Source organism: Exiguobacterium sp. BMC-KP (genome assembly GCF_001275385.1).
In the GTDB taxonomy this organism is placed as follows: Bacteria; Bacillota; Bacilli; order Exiguobacteriales; family Exiguobacteriaceae; genus Exiguobacterium_A.
The window spans coordinates 1,721,014-1,738,359 of sequence record NZ_LGIW01000015.1 but is presented as its reverse complement, the minus strand read 5'-3'; the positions used below and the strand labels follow the sequence as shown (position 1 = coordinate 1,738,359).

Annotated in this window: 17 protein-coding genes and 1 pseudogene; 16 read left to right on the top strand and 2 right to left on the bottom strand. The window is 50.5% G+C overall.

All coding sequences use genetic code 11. From position 1 onward, the window contains the following. Positions 1–122: 122 nt before the first annotated feature. From ADM98_RS14795 to ADM98_RS14730, 13 genes and pseudogenes are all read left to right on the top strand, one after another. Positions 123–944, top strand: a complete 822-nt coding sequence (locus ADM98_RS14795; RefSeq protein WP_053454151.1) for an ATP phosphoribosyltransferase regulatory subunit — start codon at positions 123–125, stop codon at positions 942–944. Continuing rightward, complete coding sequence (gene hisG / locus ADM98_RS14790; protein ID WP_053454150.1) at positions 945–1,556, top strand: ATP phosphoribosyltransferase; 612 nt, start codon at positions 945–947, stop codon at positions 1,554–1,556. Further along, a complete protein-coding gene (gene hisD / locus ADM98_RS14785) occupies positions 1,553–2,770 on the top strand; it encodes a histidinol dehydrogenase (RefSeq protein ID WP_053454149.1) in 1,218 nt (405 codons plus the stop codon). The genes hisG and hisD overlap by 4 nt, the downstream gene beginning before the upstream one ends. Further along, positions 2,770–3,741, top strand: coding sequence for a pyridoxal phosphate-dependent aminotransferase (locus ADM98_RS14780; RefSeq protein WP_053454148.1), 972 nt, complete (start codon positions 2,770–2,772; stop codon positions 3,739–3,741). Before hisD ends, ADM98_RS14780 begins: the two co-directional genes overlap by 1 nt. Beyond that, positions 3,714–4,295: an imidazoleglycerol-phosphate dehydratase HisB gene (gene hisB / locus ADM98_RS14775; RefSeq protein ID WP_023469186.1), complete on the top strand. Its 582-nt coding sequence runs from the start codon at positions 3,714–3,716 to the stop codon at positions 4,293–4,295. The genes ADM98_RS14780 and hisB overlap by 28 nt, the downstream gene beginning before the upstream one ends. After that, complete coding sequence (hisH, locus tag ADM98_RS14770) at positions 4,292–4,879, top strand: imidazole glycerol phosphate synthase subunit HisH (RefSeq protein ID WP_029342451.1); 588 nt, start codon at positions 4,292–4,294, stop codon at positions 4,877–4,879. The genes hisB and hisH overlap by 4 nt, the downstream gene beginning before the upstream one ends. Continuing rightward, positions 4,852–5,556 carry a 1-(5-phosphoribosyl)-5-[(5-phosphoribosylamino)methylideneamino]imidazole-4-carboxamide isomerase gene (gene hisA / locus ADM98_RS14765; RefSeq protein ID WP_035396350.1) on the top strand — a complete coding sequence of 235 codons (705 nt, stop codon included), beginning with the start codon at positions 4,852–4,854 and terminating at the stop codon, positions 5,554–5,556. Before hisH ends, hisA begins: the two co-directional genes overlap by 28 nt. Next, a complete protein-coding gene (gene hisF / locus ADM98_RS14760; protein ID WP_053454147.1) occupies positions 5,550–6,299 on the top strand; it encodes an imidazole glycerol phosphate synthase subunit HisF in 750 nt (249 codons plus the stop codon). Before hisA ends, hisF begins: the two co-directional genes overlap by 7 nt. Continuing rightward, a pseudogene (gene hisIE / locus ADM98_RS17625) lies at positions 6,296–6,911 on the top strand (bifunctional phosphoribosyl-AMP cyclohydrolase/phosphoribosyl-ATP diphosphatase HisIE). Before hisF ends, hisIE begins: the two are co-directional and overlap by 4 nt. Positions 6,912–7,129: 218 nt before the next feature. After that, on the top strand, positions 7,130–7,789 hold the full coding sequence (trhA, locus tag ADM98_RS14745) for a PAQR family membrane homeostasis protein TrhA (RefSeq protein WP_053454568.1): 660 nt from the start codon (positions 7,130–7,132) through the stop codon (positions 7,787–7,789). Further along, positions 7,786–8,460, top strand: a complete 675-nt coding sequence (locus ADM98_RS14740; protein ID WP_053454144.1) for a TVP38/TMEM64 family protein — start codon at positions 7,786–7,788, stop codon at positions 8,458–8,460. The genes trhA and ADM98_RS14740 overlap by 4 nt, the downstream gene beginning before the upstream one ends. A gap of 84 nt (positions 8,461–8,544) precedes the next feature. After that, on the top strand, positions 8,545–9,462 hold the full coding sequence (locus ADM98_RS14735) for a proline dehydrogenase family protein (protein ID WP_035405952.1): 918 nt from the start codon (positions 8,545–8,547) through the stop codon (positions 9,460–9,462). A 61-nt stretch (positions 9,463–9,523) separates the two neighbouring features. Continuing rightward, complete coding sequence (locus tag ADM98_RS14730) at positions 9,524–10,342, top strand: DUF2785 domain-containing protein (RefSeq protein ID WP_053454143.1); 819 nt, start codon at positions 9,524–9,526, stop codon at positions 10,340–10,342. 432 nt (positions 10,343–10,774) lie between these two features. Here ADM98_RS14730 and ADM98_RS14725 read toward each other — a convergent pair whose 3' ends face one another. Next, positions 10,775–11,035, bottom strand: a complete 261-nt coding sequence (locus ADM98_RS14725; protein WP_053454142.1) for a hypothetical protein — start codon at positions 11,033–11,035, stop codon at positions 10,775–10,777. A gap of 2 nt (positions 11,036–11,037) precedes the next feature. Then, positions 11,038–11,685 carry a class I SAM-dependent methyltransferase gene (locus ADM98_RS14720; RefSeq protein ID WP_053454141.1) on the bottom strand — a complete coding sequence of 216 codons (648 nt, stop codon included), beginning with the start codon at positions 11,683–11,685 and terminating at the stop codon, positions 11,038–11,040. Between the two features lie 183 nt (positions 11,686–11,868). Between ADM98_RS14720 and ADM98_RS14715 the strand changes: the two genes are divergently transcribed. From ADM98_RS14715 to ADM98_RS14705, 3 genes are read left to right on the top strand one after another with little or no spacing between them, the layout of a single operon-like run. Beyond that, positions 11,869–14,286 carry a 3-hydroxyacyl-CoA dehydrogenase/enoyl-CoA hydratase family protein gene (locus tag ADM98_RS14715; protein ID WP_053454140.1) on the top strand — a complete coding sequence of 806 codons (2,418 nt, stop codon included), beginning with the start codon at positions 11,869–11,871 and terminating at the stop codon, positions 14,284–14,286. A 17-nt stretch (positions 14,287–14,303) separates the two neighbouring features. Beyond that, on the top strand, positions 14,304–15,494 hold the full coding sequence (locus tag ADM98_RS14710) for an acetyl-CoA C-acetyltransferase (protein WP_053454139.1): 1,191 nt from the start codon (positions 14,304–14,306) through the stop codon (positions 15,492–15,494). Beyond that, the gene (locus ADM98_RS14705; RefSeq protein ID WP_053454138.1) at positions 15,491–17,275 is read left to right on the top strand and encodes an acyl-CoA dehydrogenase family protein; all 1,785 of its coding nucleotides are present in this window, start codon (positions 15,491–15,493) and stop codon (positions 17,273–17,275) included. The genes ADM98_RS14710 and ADM98_RS14705 overlap by 4 nt, the downstream gene beginning before the upstream one ends. Positions 17,276–17,346: the final 71 nt, after the last annotated feature.

The window sequence follows — 17,346 nt, the reverse complement described above, 5'->3', positions numbered from 1 at the left end:
GATAAACCCTCCGATTTTTTAGAATTGGCAAGCAAAGCGATTGACAATGTGCCCGAAACGCGGTATCTTATCGTTAAATAATTTAGCGTGGTACAGTGATAATAAGATAAAGGAGTGGGAGTATGCAATCATTTTCTACGATTCGACTCAAGGATGGAGCGACGGATTACGTCGGTGCCTCGGCAACAAGGCTTCAACGGGTCATCCGTCAGCTCGAAGATGGACTCGAACAATCTAACTATACCCGATTAATCACCCCCCTAATTGAGGAAATCGGTGGACGGGAACAGATTCGGATGGACTTTACGACTAGTGTCGCGCGTGCACTCAGCGAACGCGGTCGCGAACAATATAAACGAGTCTTCTACAGTGGCTCGGTCTTTCAACCAGAAGAGAAGTTCCAAGTCGGGTTTGAGGAACGGGGACAACTCGCGGAAGTCGAAGCGATCCAACTCGCGGTCCGACTCGTTGAGGAACTGACAGGAAAAGAAGTCACACTCTCAATCGGCGATGCCGGTCTAATCGAGCATTTGATTGAGACGCGCGTCGGTGATCACCACTTACGTGATCAAGTGACACAGATGCTCCGTTTACGTAACGTCATCGAACTGAAGCGGATTGCGGGTCAACTCGATGATGCGTTACTTGCGAAACTTCCGTTATTATTCGGACGTGAAGGGGCAGAGACGATTCTACCGTACGTTGACGAGACACGACTCAATGCCGTGCTTGATCTCGCGGAAGCCGTCAATGCCGATCTCGACTTCGGTCAAATGGGCTTACAGACGTACTATGACGGGATCACGATTCACGGTTTCATCGAAGGTGTGACAGAACCCGTCCTCGTCGGTGGACGCTACGACCGACTTTATGAACAATTCGGACAAGAACAACAGGCGTTCGGCATCGGATTCTCGGTCGAACGGTTGGCGGAGGTGCTCTAAATGCGAATCGGAATTACAAAAGGACGGCTGTCGAAAGCGACAGAACGTTATCTAAAAGAAGCTGGCGTCGAGACATGGGGAGCCATTGAACGCGAACTGATCGTCAAACGGGGCGAGCACGAATTCGTCTTTATGAAAGGATCGGATTTGATTCCGTACGTTGCCCAAGGTGTTCTTGATGTCGCGATCACGGGGAGCGACATCTTACTTGAATCGGATCAAGAACTATCGGAACTGACAGAATTGCCGTTCGGTGTCTGCCGAATGTCCGTCTGTGCGAAAGAGCCTTTGCAATTTGAAGGTGGGCGCCGCGTCCGGATTGCGACGAAGTATCCCGTCATCGCAAAACGCTACTTCAGCGAACTCGGTGTCGACGTCGATATCGTACCGTTGAACGGATCGGTCGAACTAGCACCGTTACTCGGACTTGCTGACGCGATCGTCGATATCGTCGAGACAGGTGAGACGTTACGCGCCAACGGATTAAACGAATACGAGAAAATCATCGATATCAGTGCTCGGTTCTTTACGAGTGAATGGACGTTAAAACGGAAGCGGGTTGAAGTCATCCGCTTGCTGGAGCAATTGACAGAAGGAGTGACACGATCATGACACCGACAAAACCTTTCAGCATCGATCGCGACACGGAGCTCGCAGTCCGCGCGATTCTCGAACGCGTCGCAACAGACGGTGACGCTGCTGTCCGCGATTACACGAACCAATTCGATCAGGTCGATCTCGAAGATTTCCGTCTCAGTGAAACACGGATCACACAAGCGTTCGAACAGGCAGACGCGAACTTGATCGACTCGTTGAAGTTGATGGCGATACGGCTCGTCGAATGGCACGAACAGGAACTTCCGTCTGACATCGAACTCGTCGAAGCAGACGTGACACGACGTCAACGGTTCGTTCCCGTCGATTCAGTCGGGATCTACGTACCGGGTGGTGCAGCGAGTTATCCATCGACGGTCTTGATGAACGCCATTCCAGCGAAGGTTGCTGGTGTCGACCGTGTCGTCATGGTGACGCCGATGACGAACTTAAGTGACGAGGTTCTCGTTGCCGCACGCATCGCTGGTGTGACAGAAATCTATACGATTGGTGGAGCGCAAGCGGTCGCAGCGCTGACATTCGGAACAGAAAGTATCCAATCTGTCGATTTAATCGTCGGACCCGGGAACCGCTTCGTCGCCGAAGCGAAACGCCAAGTTTACGGCATCGTCGGGATTGACTCGGTCGCCGGTCCATCGGAAGTCGTCGTCATCGCTGACAAAACGGCGCATCCGGACCGGATCGCAGCTGATCTTCTTGCTCAAGCTGAACACGACCGTGACGCTGTCGCGATCGCCTTCGTGCCGACAGAAGAGATGAAACAAGCCGTTGATGCAGAAATCGAACGACGCTTACAGCAATTGCCGCGTCAAGAGATTGCTCGTCGTGCAATGGAAAACGGTGGTGTTTTCGTCGCCCCACTCGAAACAGCGATTGAAGAAGCAAACCGCCTCGCAGCGGAACACTTGGAACTCGCGGTTGCCAATCCGCAAGAGGTCGTCAAATCGATCCGTCACGCTGGGATGATCTTCCTCGGTCACGAGACACCGGAAACACTCGGCGATTACGTTGCCGGAACGAACCACGTCTTACCGACATCCGGGACAGCTCGTTTTGCGTCTGGATTATCAGCGCGGACGTTCCTACGTCACCAAACGATGCTCGAAGCAACACGTGAAGGCGTACAACGTCTCGCGAACGCAGCGAAGACCGTTGCCCGGGTCGAAGGACTTGAAGCACACGCACAAGCTATCGAAGTGAGGGAAGACTAATGCGATTACACCAAAACGAACGATTCACGACCCACAGTCCAGTCGGGATTAAAGCGATTCAGGAATTGATCGCAACGTTCCCATTAAACGAATATCCTGTTGAAATCATCGATCAAGTCAAAGCATCGTACGCGACGTACGCTGGTGTCCGTCCGACGCAACTCGTCGCCGGAAATGGCTCGGATGAGTTGATCGGCTACTTATGTGCCCGCTACGGGGGACCCGGTATGCCAGTCATTGCCTCAGAACCGGACTTCGTCATGTACCAGTTCTACGCTGACCGAGCACGGGCACCGTTCGAACGCGTGCCGTTACTTGACGAGATGGCGCTTGACGTTGACGGATTGATTGCCGCACCCGGTGAGATCATCTTCTTGAGTCACCCGCACAATCCGTCCGGTGTCCTTCGCAAGGAAGCAGACATCCGCCGTTTGCTCGACAGTGGCAAATACGTCGTCATCGATGAGGCGTATATCGACTTCGCGCTCGAACAGTCGATGCTTCATCTACTAGAAGAGTATCCGAAAGCGATCATCTTACGGACACTCTCAAAAGCGTTCGGACTCGCATCGCTCCGACTTGGTTTTGTCATCGCGAGCGAACAAATCATCGAAGAAATCGAACAGATTAAATCACCATATAACGTCTCTGGTTTATCGGCAGCTGTCGGTATCGCCATCATGGCAGAACCGGAACTCGATCGTGTCTTAGAGGAAACGTATGCGAGCCGTGAAGCAATTGAACGGATTCTCGCCCCGATCGGGAAGACGTATCCGAGTGCAGCGAACTTCGTCTATGTCGAGTATTCAGAAGCCGAGCGCTTTACGCAGCGTTGTGCTGACGCCGGATTGCGAATCCGCTTGTTTGACCAAGCATTCCGTGTCAGTTGTGGATCACCAGAAGCGATGCAAGTATTAGAAACGTGTGTAGAGGAGGAATTACGATGCGGCGTGGCGCAAGCGAACGAGTAAGTGCAGAGTCAGACATCAAGGTCGAGATTGATCTCGCAGGAGGTCCTGTTGAGATCAAGACCGGTGTCGGATTCTTTGATCATATGTTGACATTATTCGCCTTTCAGGCCCGAATCGGTCTGAAGGTAACCGCAAAAGGTGATACGTGGATCGATGCCCACCACACGGTCGAAGATACAGCGATCGTCCTCGGGGCAGCATTGACGGAAGCGCTCGGTGATAAAGCCGGGATCGAACGTTACGGTGAATCGCGTGTGCCAATGGACGAGACACTCGCATCGGTCGTCCTCGACTTCAGCGGTCGTCCGTTCACGGTCTTCCGTGCTAGTTTCAAGAATCCGAAGCTTGGTGACTTTGATACGGAACTTGCAGAAGAGTTCTTCCAAGGCTTATCACGGAGTGCCCGGATGACGATTCATGCCGAAGTCTTGTATGGTTCGAACACACACCACATGATCGAAGGGTTGTTCAAAGCACTCGGTCGGGCTGTTCGTCAGGCAGTTGCTGTGACGAGCGAAGGCGTACCGTCTACGAAAGGGTTGATTGATCAATGATAGCAATCGTCGATTATGGCGTCGGGAATATCGCGAACGTCGAGCGCGCGTTAAAGGAACTCGGCGAAGCAGTCATCGTCACGAGTGACACAGAGTTGCTCGACCAAGCAGAAGCACTCGTCTTACCGGGTGTCGGTGCCTATGCACCGGCAATGGAGCGCCTAAAGGAAACGGGACTCGTCGACTTCTTAAAAGAACAAGCCGAAAAGAAACCATTCCTCGGGATTTGTCTCGGAATGCAGTTACTCTTTGAATCAAGTGACGAAGATGGACTGACGGAAGGACTCGGAATCTTACCGGGAACGATTGAAAAACTACCGAGCGACGTCCGCTTACCACATATGGGGTGGCACCAACTGACGAACCACGGCGAAGCCGTCTATTTCGTGCACTCGTACGGTGCCGTCTGTGATCCAGAATGGATCGTCGACGCGGTTGAATACGGACGTCTCGTTCCGGCAATCGTTCAAAAAGGACAAGTCACGGGGATGCAGTTCCACCCGGAAAAGAGTGGCGAAGTCGGACTGAAACTACTGAAGGAATGGAGAGAGACGACATGCAACTCTACCCAGCAATCGATTTAATGAGCGGACAGGCGGTACGCCTGAAGCAAGGAGATTTTGACCAACAGACATTCTTCGGTGATGCGTTGACAATCGCGAAGCGCTTCAAGGAAGACGGGGCGACTGCGATTCACTTGATCGATCTCGACGGTGCGAAAGCCGGCGAACCGTTACATTTGAGCTTAATCGCCGACATTAAAAAAGAGACCGGTTTGTTCGTTGAAGCGGGTGGTGGTGTCCGCAATATCGAGACCGTCGAAGCATACGTCGGTGCCGGAATCGACCGGATTCTCGTCGGGACGGTCGCCCTTGAAGATGAGGCATTACTCGAGCAGATGATCGCCCTCGCTGGTGATAAACTAGCTGTTGCGTTAGATGCAAAAGAAGGCATCGTTCAGACACGCGGCTGGCTCGAAGCGAGCGGTTGGACGCTCGAAGAGGCGATGACGCACTTGATCGGTAAAGGCATCAAGACGTTCCTCTATACGGACATTTCGCGTGACGGAATGATGATGGGACCGGACGTTGATGGACTTGATCGTTTAAAACGTGAAGGGGTCGAATTGATCGCTTCCGGTGGTGTGACGACAGTTGACGACGTTGCGCGTCTCAAAGAGATCGGGATGGACGGAGCAGTAGTCGGTCGGGCCTTACTTGACGGATCACTTGCCTTAAAAGAGGTGTTACGCGTATGTTGATGAAACGGATCATTCCCTGTCTTGACGTCAAAGAAGGACGTGTCGTCAAAGGGGTCAAATTCCAGAACTTACGTGATCTTGGGGACCCAGTCGCCGTCGCGAAATACTATTACGAACAAGGGGCCGACGAACTCGTCCTGCTCGATATTTCAGCAACGCAAGAAGGGCGGGAGACGATGCTTGATATCGTCGAACGCGTCGCAGAAGTCATCTATATGCCGTTTACGGTCGGTGGCGGAATCAAGACGATTGAAGACGCAAAACGGTTGATTCGTGCCGGTGCCGATAAAGTATCACTCAACTCGTCAGCGCTTCAAAACCCACAACTGATTCAAGAAGTCAGCCGCTTGTTTGGTGTCCAAGCGACGGTCGTCGCGATCGATGCGAAACAGACCGGTGATTCGTGGGGTGTCTTCTCGCACGGTGGCACACAACCCGTCGGACGTGACGTAATCGAGTGGGCACAGGAAGCCGTTGCCCTGGGTGCCGGTGAATTACTCGTCACTTCAATGGATGCTGACGGCACAAAAGACGGCTATGATCTCGCCTTGATCCGTCGTCTGCGTGAAGTCGTCAACGTGCCGATCATTGCTTCCGGTGGGGTCGGAACACTCGATCACTTAGCGGAAGGACTAGAGGCAGGGGCTGACGCGGCTCTAGCTGCTTCGATTTTCCATGAAGCGACGTACACGATGCCGGAAACGAAAGCCTACCTCAAAGAACGGGGAGTCGAAGTCCGATGACGACATTGAATTTTTCAAAAGGACTCGTCGCTGCCGTCGTCGTCGACGAGCAGACGAACGATGTCTTGATGGTCGGGTTCATGGACCAAGCGGCTTACGATAAGACGCTTGCGACCGGTCTCGTCACCTTCTTCTCGCGGACGAAGAATCGTCTCTGGACGAAAGGCGAGACAAGCGGGAACACGCTTGAACTCAAACGGATGTGGATCGATTGTGATCAAGATAGTCTCTTGATCACGGTCAAAGCGAACGGTCCAACATGCCATACCGGAAATCGCAGTTGTTTCTATACGGAAGTGGAGGTGCCCGATGTTATACGAACTGGAACAGACCGTCAAAGCGAAGATTGAGGCGAAGGAAGCAGAGTCCTATACGAACTATTTGATTGCTTCTGGGTACGAGAAGATTGCGAAGAAATTTGGCGAAGAGGCGTTTGAAGTCGTCCTTGCTGGCGACGATACATTAGCAGAAGAGACAGCAGACTTGTTGTATCACTTAACGGTCTTGCTTGCTGACCGTGGTGTCTCCTTCAAAGAAGTCGAAGCCGTCCTCAATGAACGTCACGGAACAAAATCGACGTTCAAGGACCGCCCAGATATTGAAAAGTGGTAAACGAAATCCACATCGCTTAAGCGGTGTGGATTTTTGTATGAGCGGGAAAAGACAATCAGATGACAGATGTCATCAAATCGACAGAATCTTTCGATAGGCACGCTGTCGCATGAGGGCGTATAATCAAAAGCATAGTTCTTTGTTTTTAGAAAGTAGGTGTTCGGTTGGTTACGAAAAAAGAAATCAAGCAAACAATCAAGCAACAATCCAAGGAAACGATCGAAGAGCTGCTCGCAAAAGGTGATTCCTTGAAAGAGGAAATCGCTAGTGCCATCACGCATGGTCTCGGTGTCATCTTCAGTATCGTTGCGCTCGTGATGTTGATCCTGCAGGCGACGAAATCCGGTAGCGCTTGGAACGTCACTGCCGTCAGTATCTTCGGGGCGACGATGATTCTGCTCTATCTGTTCTCGACGTTGATGCATTCATTGATGCACACGAGAGCGAATAAAGTCTTGCAAATTTTAGATCATGCTGGTATCTATCTCTTGATTGCCGGTAGTTATACACCGTTCGCCTTGATCACGCTCCGTGGTCCGCTCGGCTGGACGTTGCTTGGAATCGTCTGGGGTGTCGGAACACTCGGCATCATCTGGAAGCTCTATTCGACAGGTAAGTACGTTTGGATCTCGAATGCGTCTTATCTGATTCTCGGCTGGTGCTGTCTGTTTGCGATCAAGCCGATTTATGAAGCACTCGGGTTACAAGGATTCTTACTCCTCCTCGGTGGCGGACTCGCGTATTCTCTCGGTGTCATCTTCTACGTCTGGGCACGGTTGCCATATAACCACGCGATCTGGCATTTGTTCGTCCTTGCCGGCAGTGTCTTAATTTTCCTATCGATTTTCTATTACGTTGCTCCGGCGACGATGTCATGAAGAAACTGCGCATACGGGACTGGCTCCCGATCACGCTGTATTTTATGTTTGGTCTTGGATTGCTCCTGTACTTCCGGATGTCTGGAATGCTGGAGCAATTCGACATTCAAGCGTTGTCCGATTGGGTACGGGATCAAGGTCTGACTGGTATGTTGCTTTATGTGCTTGCTTATACCGTCCGACCACTCGTCTTTTTCCCAGCGAGTCTGTTGACCGTCTTTGGCGGTTATACGTATGGTCCATGGCTCGGTACATTACTCGACGTCATTGGCGCCGGTACTGGTGGCTTGCTCAGCTTTTGGATTGCCCGCTTGCTCGGTCGGCGTGGGGTCGAAAAGTTAATCGGCAAAGGAAAGCTGAACGTGCTTGACGACCGGATTGCGACGAATGGCTTTCTCGTTGTCTTAGTCGTCCGGTTGATCCCGTTGTTTCCGTTTGACGCGATCAGCTACGCATCGGGTCTCTCGAAAATCCGCTTCAAACAGTTCGCGATCGCCAACTACATTGGGATCATTCCTGGTGCGTTCGTTTACAACAATATTGGTTCAAGTCTGCGTGATCCATTCTCCTGGAAATTTTTCGTTGCCATCGGATTGTATGTCTTATTCTTTGCCGTAGGACTTGTTGCCCAACGGATTCTCAAAAATAAACGAAATAAAGAGCGTATGTAAGCGCTTTATGGCATAATATGAGTGCAGAGATGTGAACCGATACGGTAAAACAGCCTAGCATTTATTTAGGGGGAATCATGAGTGATGGAAAAAGTACTACGGGATGGTTTTATCTTCTTATCGCAAAACAAGACATTGAACGGTCTCGCCAAGCGATACGGGCTTAAATTCGGAGCAAGTCGCTTCGTGGCAGGGGATTCATTGGAAGCATCAAAACGGGCGATCCAGGAATTGAACGCAAAAGGATTATGCGTCACGATGGACCATTTAGGGGAGTTCATCTCGACGGTGGCGGAAGCAGAGATGATGACACAAGAATGTATTCGTGCGGTTGAGATGATTGCGGAAGAAAAATTAGACTCGCAACTCTCGTTGAAACTGACATCACTCGGACTCGATATCTCGGACGACTTGATTCGTTCGAACATGGAGCGGATCTTAACACGGGCGAAAGAACTCGGTGTCTTCGTCACGATCGATATGGAAGATGAGCCACGTTGTGAAAAGACGATTCAATTGTTTGAAGAATTGCGCCAATCTTTCGATAACATCGGCACGGTCATCCAGTCATACCTCTACCGGTCGGAAGATGATATCAAACGTGTCGGTCGCTTCGAGACGAATCTCCGGATCGTCAAAGGGGCGTACAAAGAGCCAGCAACGGTCGCGTTCCCAGAAAAAGAAGACGTCGACCACAACTACATCAAGCTCGTGAAGTTACAATTATCACTCGGAAACTATGCTGCCGTCGCAACGCATGACGATGCGATGATTGAGCAAATCATCCGTTACGCTAAAGAAAACGGGATCGAAAAAGACCAGTTCGAATTCCAGATGTTATTCGGCATCCGGGTCGAGCGTCAACTCGAACTCGTCAAACAAGGCTATAAAGTCCGTGTCTACGTTCCTTATGGACGCGACTGGTACGGTTACTTCATGCGCCGTTTAGCAGAACGACCGGCAAACGTTGCCTTCGTTCTCAAAGGAATGGTCAAAGGATAAGTAGAGAAGACGATGCAGCGCTGCATCGTCTTTTTTGATTCAGGAAGGGAAGGACAAAATAGTGCGAACAGAACAAGAATTCAAGGAACTGCTACAACAAGACGCGCGTGTAACGCCTGCCTTACTCGATGAGTTCCTTCTACATATCGGTTCGACAGATTCTGAGTTACGAGATGGATTGATCTATCCGCAGTTAGCGACCTACATCGCATCAGAGTCATTTACGATAGAAGACACCAATCGAATTTTCGATTTTATTTTAAGCGGGCATGGATTGATGTATAGAATGGGAACAGCGGACACAACAGCTGTTCTGACGCGATCATTTTCAGCATTAGCACTCGCTGAATTGTTAGTGATGGACAAAACCCGACACTTAATGACGAAAAGTCAGTTGGATCGGCTGTCTACTTACTTACAAACTTATCTGGAGCAAGAAAAGGATGTCCGTGGATTCATTGACGGAATGGGGTGGGCACACAGCATGGCACATATCGCCGATGTTTATGCAGTTTGGTTTACGCACCCAGCGAGTCGTCCGCAGGAGGAGCTCGGAGCGATTGATGCGATGATTCGTCAGTTGACGCGGTCCGATTATCTCTATGTCGATGAAGAAGCGGACCGGATGGTAACGGCATGGTTGCAAGCTTGTCGTCATGGACTGTCAGAAGATATCTTATTACAACGAATCGAACAGAAGAAGGTGAAGAAGTGGCTTGAGAGTGATGTGACATGGGGCGATACAGAGTGGACGACATATCGTAACGTCAAGCAGATGCTGCAGACACTCTATTTCCGATTGATATGGGAAGAACGGACAGGAAGTAAACAGGTAGAGGATTGGTTAAGGAAAGTGTATCAGCGAACGCACGAAGAATGATTAGTCATAGTGTGACGGACGTCTCCAGCATCTTCGCTTTCCTCAGGCGGGAAGTAAGCCGCGGCATCTCGCATTCCATACGATTTGCCGGGTCTTCCTATTCCCTGACGGAAGCATGATTCATGCTTCCTTTTCCTGCAGAAGTCGAAGATGCCTGGTTCGTCCTAGATGAACCAAACTTAAAAGCGATCGATTCCATTGACGGAAATCGATCGCTTTTGAGTTCTTTGGATAACAAATGATTGCATTCTCCTCACATGTCTTCACCCGACTCCTACAGGAAAAAGCGCGGTGTTTTTATCGCGCTGTCAGAGACAAACAAGACCCGGATTCATCATCCGAAAGATGAGGAAGAATGGCTTGTGTCTCGCCTGAGGAAAGCGGGGGAGAAGACAGTGAGGTTAGCAACGTTGTAGTACGGATTGATTTATATCAAGGATACAAAACATTCGCCGCAATAAAAATTCCAACAAATAATAGTGCCACCAATAAAACCGCTGTCTGTGGATGGAATCGCTTTTCTTCAAATCGACGAAATAATACCCGTTCTCCTAAGGCCTGTGTACCAACGAATATAACCATGAAGAAAATATAGAATTGCCACTTTTCGAAAATACCAAGATCTTGTACGTAAAATAAAAAGAAAATGGAAATCACACCTAAAATTGAAGTGAAAAAACGACTATATGACATATTTATCGCTCCCTTACAGCCGTCGTCTGAAAAGCGAATAAACATGAGAAAGCATGGGCTTGATCAAGTAATCGATGCCCCGTTATGACGGCTCCTTCTTTTTGGATGACTGCTTCATCAAGTAACGTCCAGCCGCGTTCTTTTGCTAGCTGCAGCAATTCCCACGGCATCATCGTATTCCCCATCGCGACTTCTTCGCCATAGAGACGACGATAAGCAAGTTGCCGTGGTGCGGCTGTCGGACCGAGTAGACTGATGACGACAAGTGGGGCGACGCGTTCAATTTCTTGTAACACCTGGACGGGACGTGTCGACCATTCGAGTGAATTGACGGCAAGAACGACGTCAAATGCATAATCGCCGAACGGTAATGCTTCGCCCGTTCCGACGATGAACGTCTGCTCGGGTGATTTCTGACGTGCAATTCGAATCATCTCGTCAGAGACATCGAGTCCGACTGTTTGAAAGTCCGGTGTCAGTAGTCGACAGGCGGCACCATCGCCACAACCGAGATCAAGCAACCGACCACCGGTGATCATTTTTCGTAAGAACGGTAAAACGGTTTTGCGGCTGCCATTCGTCCACATATCATCAGCGCGCTCCGCCCAGTCAGCGGCTTTTTGATTCCATACGTGCTCAGTTTGACTCATTTTCAACCACCCCTTTATATCAGTCTAACAGGAAAATTTGTCCATTGACTGATTTTTTATTGCTACTGAATCATTATTCATTTATGATGAAGATGTAGAAGAAGCAAACGAAAACCGATTGGCTTCTTTTTTTGTCAGTATAATGAATGGTTGTTCATTCAATTTAAACTCAGGGGGTATATCATGGCGAGTCAAATCGGTCAGCCGACCACAATACAGTTGACGAAACACATCCAATTCGCCGTCATCATCGGTTCAGGGGTGATGGGTGCAGGCATCGCGGCACATCTTGCGAATGCTGGCATACGGACATTGATGCTTGATATCGTACCAAAAGAACTTACGGCACAAGAAGAGAAGCAGGGTTTGACGCTGAGTGATCCGCGCGTCCGTTCCCGCATCGCGCGCGATAACCGCGAAAAGCTCTTGAAACAAAATCCAGCACCACTGGCATCGAAGAAATTGATCGACTTCATCGAGGTCGGAAACTTAGAAGACGACTTAGAGCGTTTGAAAGAAGCGGACTGGATCGTTGAAGTCGTCGTCGAACGACTCGATGTCAAACAGCAATTGTTCGCAACAATCGAACCGTTCATTCGGGAAGACGCAATCGTCAGTTCGAACACATCGGGCATCTCGATCGAGGCGATGCGCGAAGGGCGCTCGGAATCGTTCAACCGTCGTTTCCTCGGGACACACTTCTTTAACCCACCACGTTATCTGAAGTTACTCGAGTTGATTCCAACGTCAGACACGGATCCAAGTGTCGTCGACTTCATGAAACAATTCGCAGAAGAACGACTCGGAAAAGGTGTCGTCATCGCGAAGGACACACCGAACTTCATTGGCAACCGGATCGGGACATACGGTCTCCTCGTGACGATGGATGAGATGAAAAAGGGTGGCTATTCGATCGGGGAGGTCGATTCCGTCACAGGTCCATTACTCGGACGTCCAGGCTCAGCGACGTTCCGGACACTCGACGTCGTCGGCATCGACACGTTCGTCCACGTCGCGAACAACGTTTACGACTTATTGCCTGAAGGCGAGGAGAAGGAGACATTTGCAGTTCCGACTGAGATGCGTCGCCTTGTCGAACAAGGATCGCTCGGTGCAAAGACGGGGCAAGGATTCTATAAAAAAGTTGGAAAACAGATCCTTGAACTTGATCTTGAGACATTTGAGTACGTTGAAAAGAAAGCGCTTACTGAACCGTCGATCGGACAAGCAAAAGCACTTCCGGGCGCAAAAAATAAACTGAAGGCTGTCGTCTTCGCGCAAGATCGTGTCGGTGCGTTACTCTGGCCAATTCACGCGAAAACATTGCTTTATTCGGCACAACTGACGGGTGAGATCGCAGACGACATCAAAGCGATCGACGAAGCAATGAAATGGGGCTTCGGCTGGAAGATGGGACCGTTTGAGACATGGGATACACTTGGCGTCGAGAAAACAGTCGCGAAGATGAAACAAGACGATTACGAAGTACCGACATGGGTCGATGAGATGCTCGCAGCAGGGAAGACGAGTTTCTATGATGCATCGGGTCGCCATTATGACGTTGCAACGAAAGATTACGTCGGAGCGACGGTCAATCCGAAGGAAATCCGCCTCCGTGACGTCCGAAAATCAAACGGTGTCTTACTAGAGAATAACGGAGCACGCTTGCTTGATATCGGAGACGATGTCGCGGTCCTTGAGTTCACATCGAAGAGCAATGCAATCGGTGTCGACATCATGCAGATGATCGAACAGTCAGTCGATCTCGTCGAGAAAAACCACCGTGGTCTCGTCATCGCAAACGATGGCAAAAACTTCTGTGTCGGTGCGAACTTAGCGATGATGCTGATGGAAGCAGAAGATGAGAACTGGTTCGAACTCGACTGGATCATCAACAAATTCCAACAATCGATTCAAAAGATTCGTTACGCATCGCGTCCAATCGTCACTGCACCACAAGGAATGACGCTTGGTGGTGGTACCGAGATCTCGCTTCCGGCAGCTCGTCTGCAAGCTGGTCTGGAAACGTACATGGGTCTCGTCGAAGTCGGTGTCGGTCTGATTCCAGGAGGCGGCGGAAACGTCAACACGTATCGTCGACTGTTAGAAAACACACCAGACGGACTCGTCAACATCGAGAAAGCAGCGCAAAAGACATTTGAAAACGTCGCGATGGCAAAAGTCTCAAAATCAGCCTTTGAAGCACGCGAACTCGGATATGTCCGCTCCGTTGATCAAATCTCGATGAACCGCGATCACTTGACGTATGATGCAAAACAACTTGTCTTGGAACTCGATCGGACTGGCTACACAGCACCAGCGAAAGCGAAGATTCCGGTCGTCGGTCGTGCAGGGAAAGCGACGCTTGAACTCGCGACACGCGAAATGTTCTACGGCGGTTATATCTCAGAGCATGACTTGAAAATCGCCAGTAAACTCGCACACGTCATCGCCGGTGGGAACGTCGCATTCGGTAGCCACGTCGATGAACAATATATGCTCGACATCGAACGGGAAGCCTTCTTGAGCCTGATCGGTGAGATGAAGACACAACAACGGATGCAGCACATGCTCGTCAAAGGCAAGCCGCTTCGTAACTGAGGACTGGGGGGATTCGGATGAAAGAAGCAGTAATCGTCGCTGGTGCACGGACACCGGTCGGAAAAGCAAAAAAGGGCGCATTCAAGTCAATACGCTCGGATGAATTAGCAGGCATCGCCATCCAGGAAACGTTGAAACGGTCCGGTTACACGGGAGCGGTTGATGACGTCATCCTCGGATGTGCCTTACCAGAAGCAGAGCAGGGGATGAACATCGCCCGGTACGCTTCAGTCCTCGGTGGATTATCACACGAGGTACCGGCGATCACGATCAATCGGTATTGCTCAAGTGGTTTACAATCGATTGCTGACGCGGCAATGAAAATCATGACGGGGCAAGCAACTGCTGTCGTCGCTGGTGGCCTCGAATCGATGAGTCAAGTCCCGATGCCCGGTCACGTCGTCCGACCTAATCCGTCGATCGTTGATACGGCACCGGAGTACTACATGAGCATGGGGCATACAGCGGAGCAAGTCGCTGCAACCTACAATGTCTCACGAGAAGATCAAGATGCCTTTGCACTAAAGAGTCACCAAAAGGCAGCAGCAGCAATCGCAGCTGGTAAGTTTGCTGACGAAATCGTCCCGGTGACAGTGACGGAACAATTCGTCAATGATGAACTGAAAATCGAAGAGAAGACATTTGTCGTCGAGCACGATGAAGGCGTTCGTCCGGATTCGTCACCTGAAGGTCTTGCGAAACTTCGCCCAGCGTTCCGTCTCGGCGGTAGCGTCACAGCAGGGAACTCTTCGCAGACGTCAGATGGTGCCGCTGCCGTCCTCGTCATGGAACGGGAAGAGGCAGAACGCCAAGGCTTACCGATTCTCGGCAAGTTCAAATCGTTCGCAGTCGGTGGTGTCCGTCCGGAAGTCATGGGGATCGGACCAGTCGTCGCGATTCCAAAGGCACTCGAACTCGCAGGTATCACGCTTGAGGACGTCGGTTTGATCGAGTTGAACGAAGCGTTCGCTTCGCAGTCGCTCGGAGTCATCCGTGAGCTTGGACTAAACGAAGACATTGTCAACGTCAACGGTGGAGCGATCGCCCTCGGTCACCCACTCGGTTGTACAGGAACGAAATTGACATTAACGCTCTTGCATGAAATGAAACGCCGGAATGTCCAGTATGGTGTCGTCTCGATGTGTATCGGTGGCGGAATGGGCGCAGCAGGTGTATTCGAACTAGTTGAAGGAGGAACAGGACAATGAGCCAAACGACAAACGAATTAATCAAAGGTGGCAGTTTTGTATTAGATGAGTTAGCACCAGAACGTCTCTTCACACCAGAGGATTTCTCGGAAGAACACAAAATGGTCGGTGATATGACAGCGAAGTTCGTCGAAGATCGTGTCGTTCCTGTCTTGGACCGGATCGAAAAACACGAGTTCGAACTATCGGTCGGTCTACTCCGTGAAGCAGGCGAGCTTGGTTTACTCGGCGCAGACGTTCCGGAAGCATATGGCGGCTATCAGATGGATAAGATCTCGTCTTCGATCATCACGGAGAAGTTCGCGCGCGGTCGTTCATTCGCCCTCAGCTACGGCGCACACGTCGGAATCGGTTCGTTGCCGATCGTCTTCTTCGGTAACGAAGAGCAAAAGCATAAATACTTGCCGAAACTCGCTTCAGGGGAGTGGATCGCTTCGTACGCATTGACAGAGCCAGGCTCTGGTTCGGATGCACTCGGTGCTAAAACGACGGCTGTCTTGAATGAAGCAGGAACGCACTACATCCTAAACGGTGAAAAACAATGGATCACGAACGCTGGTTTCGCAAGCTTGTTCGTCGTCTACGCAAAAATCGACGGTGACAAGTTCACAGCCTTCCTCGTCGAAGGATCATATCCAGGCGTCTCGACAGGTGTCGAGGAGCAGAAGATGGGGATCAAAGGATCATCAACACGGACATTGATTTTACAAGACGCAGAAGTACCAGTCGATAACGTCCTCGGTGAGATTGGACGCGGTCACGTCATCGCCTTTAACATCTTGAACGTCGGTCGTTATAAATTAGCTGTTGGTGCTGTCGGTTCGTCGAAACGAGCAATTGATCTCGCAGTCCAGTACTCAAACGAACGCAAGCAGTTCAAAACACCGATCAGCTCGTTCCCATTGATTCAAGAAAAACTCGCGACGATGGCAGCACAGACGTATGCGATGGAAAGTTCAGTTTACCGGACAGGTGGTCTGTTCCAAGATAGCCTTGATCAGCTGTCAGAAGAAGAGAGCAAAGACGGTAAGAAAATCGCCGATGCGATTGCTGAGTATGCGATTGAATGCTCGATGAACAAAGTCTTTGCTTCGGAAACATTTGATTACGTTATCGACGAAGCAGTTCAGATTCACGGTGGTTACGGCTTCATGGCAGAATATGAAGTCGAGAACATGTACCGCGATTCACGGATCAACCGAATCTTTGAAGGAACGAACGAAATCAACCGTCTCCTCGTACCGGGAACATTGTTGAAGAAAGCGATGAAAGGCGAGTTGCCGTTGCTTGCGGAAGCACAACGTCTGCAACAAGAAGTGATGAGCTTCATGCCAACAGAAATCGGAACAGCACCACTCGATCGCGAACGTCACTTACTCGCAATGATGAAGAAAATCTTCTTGTTGACTGCCGGAACAGCGGTCCAGAAATACCAGGACAAACTCCAAGGCGAGCAAGAGATCTTAGCGAACACAGCCGACATCATGAGTGCAATCTATGCGCTTGAGTCAGCGATCGTCCGGACGGACAAAGCGATTGCCGATAAAGGCATCGAGAAGAGCGAACTGAAAGTCCGTTATACGGAAGTCTTCGCGCAACAAGCATTCGAAGCTGTCGAGCGTGACGCGAAAGAGACACTCTACGCGGCAGCAAGCGGCGACGAACTCCGGATGTTGCTCTCGGCGCTCAAAAAATTCAGCCGTTACCAGCCGACCAACGTCATCGGTACGAAACGCGACATCGCAAAACGCCTCATCGAGTCAAATAAATATACGGTCTAAGTCAGGTTTACCGCTTCGCCTTTGCAGGGAAAATCTCTGTAAAGGCGAAGTTTTTGGTTGAGGAGGGAAAA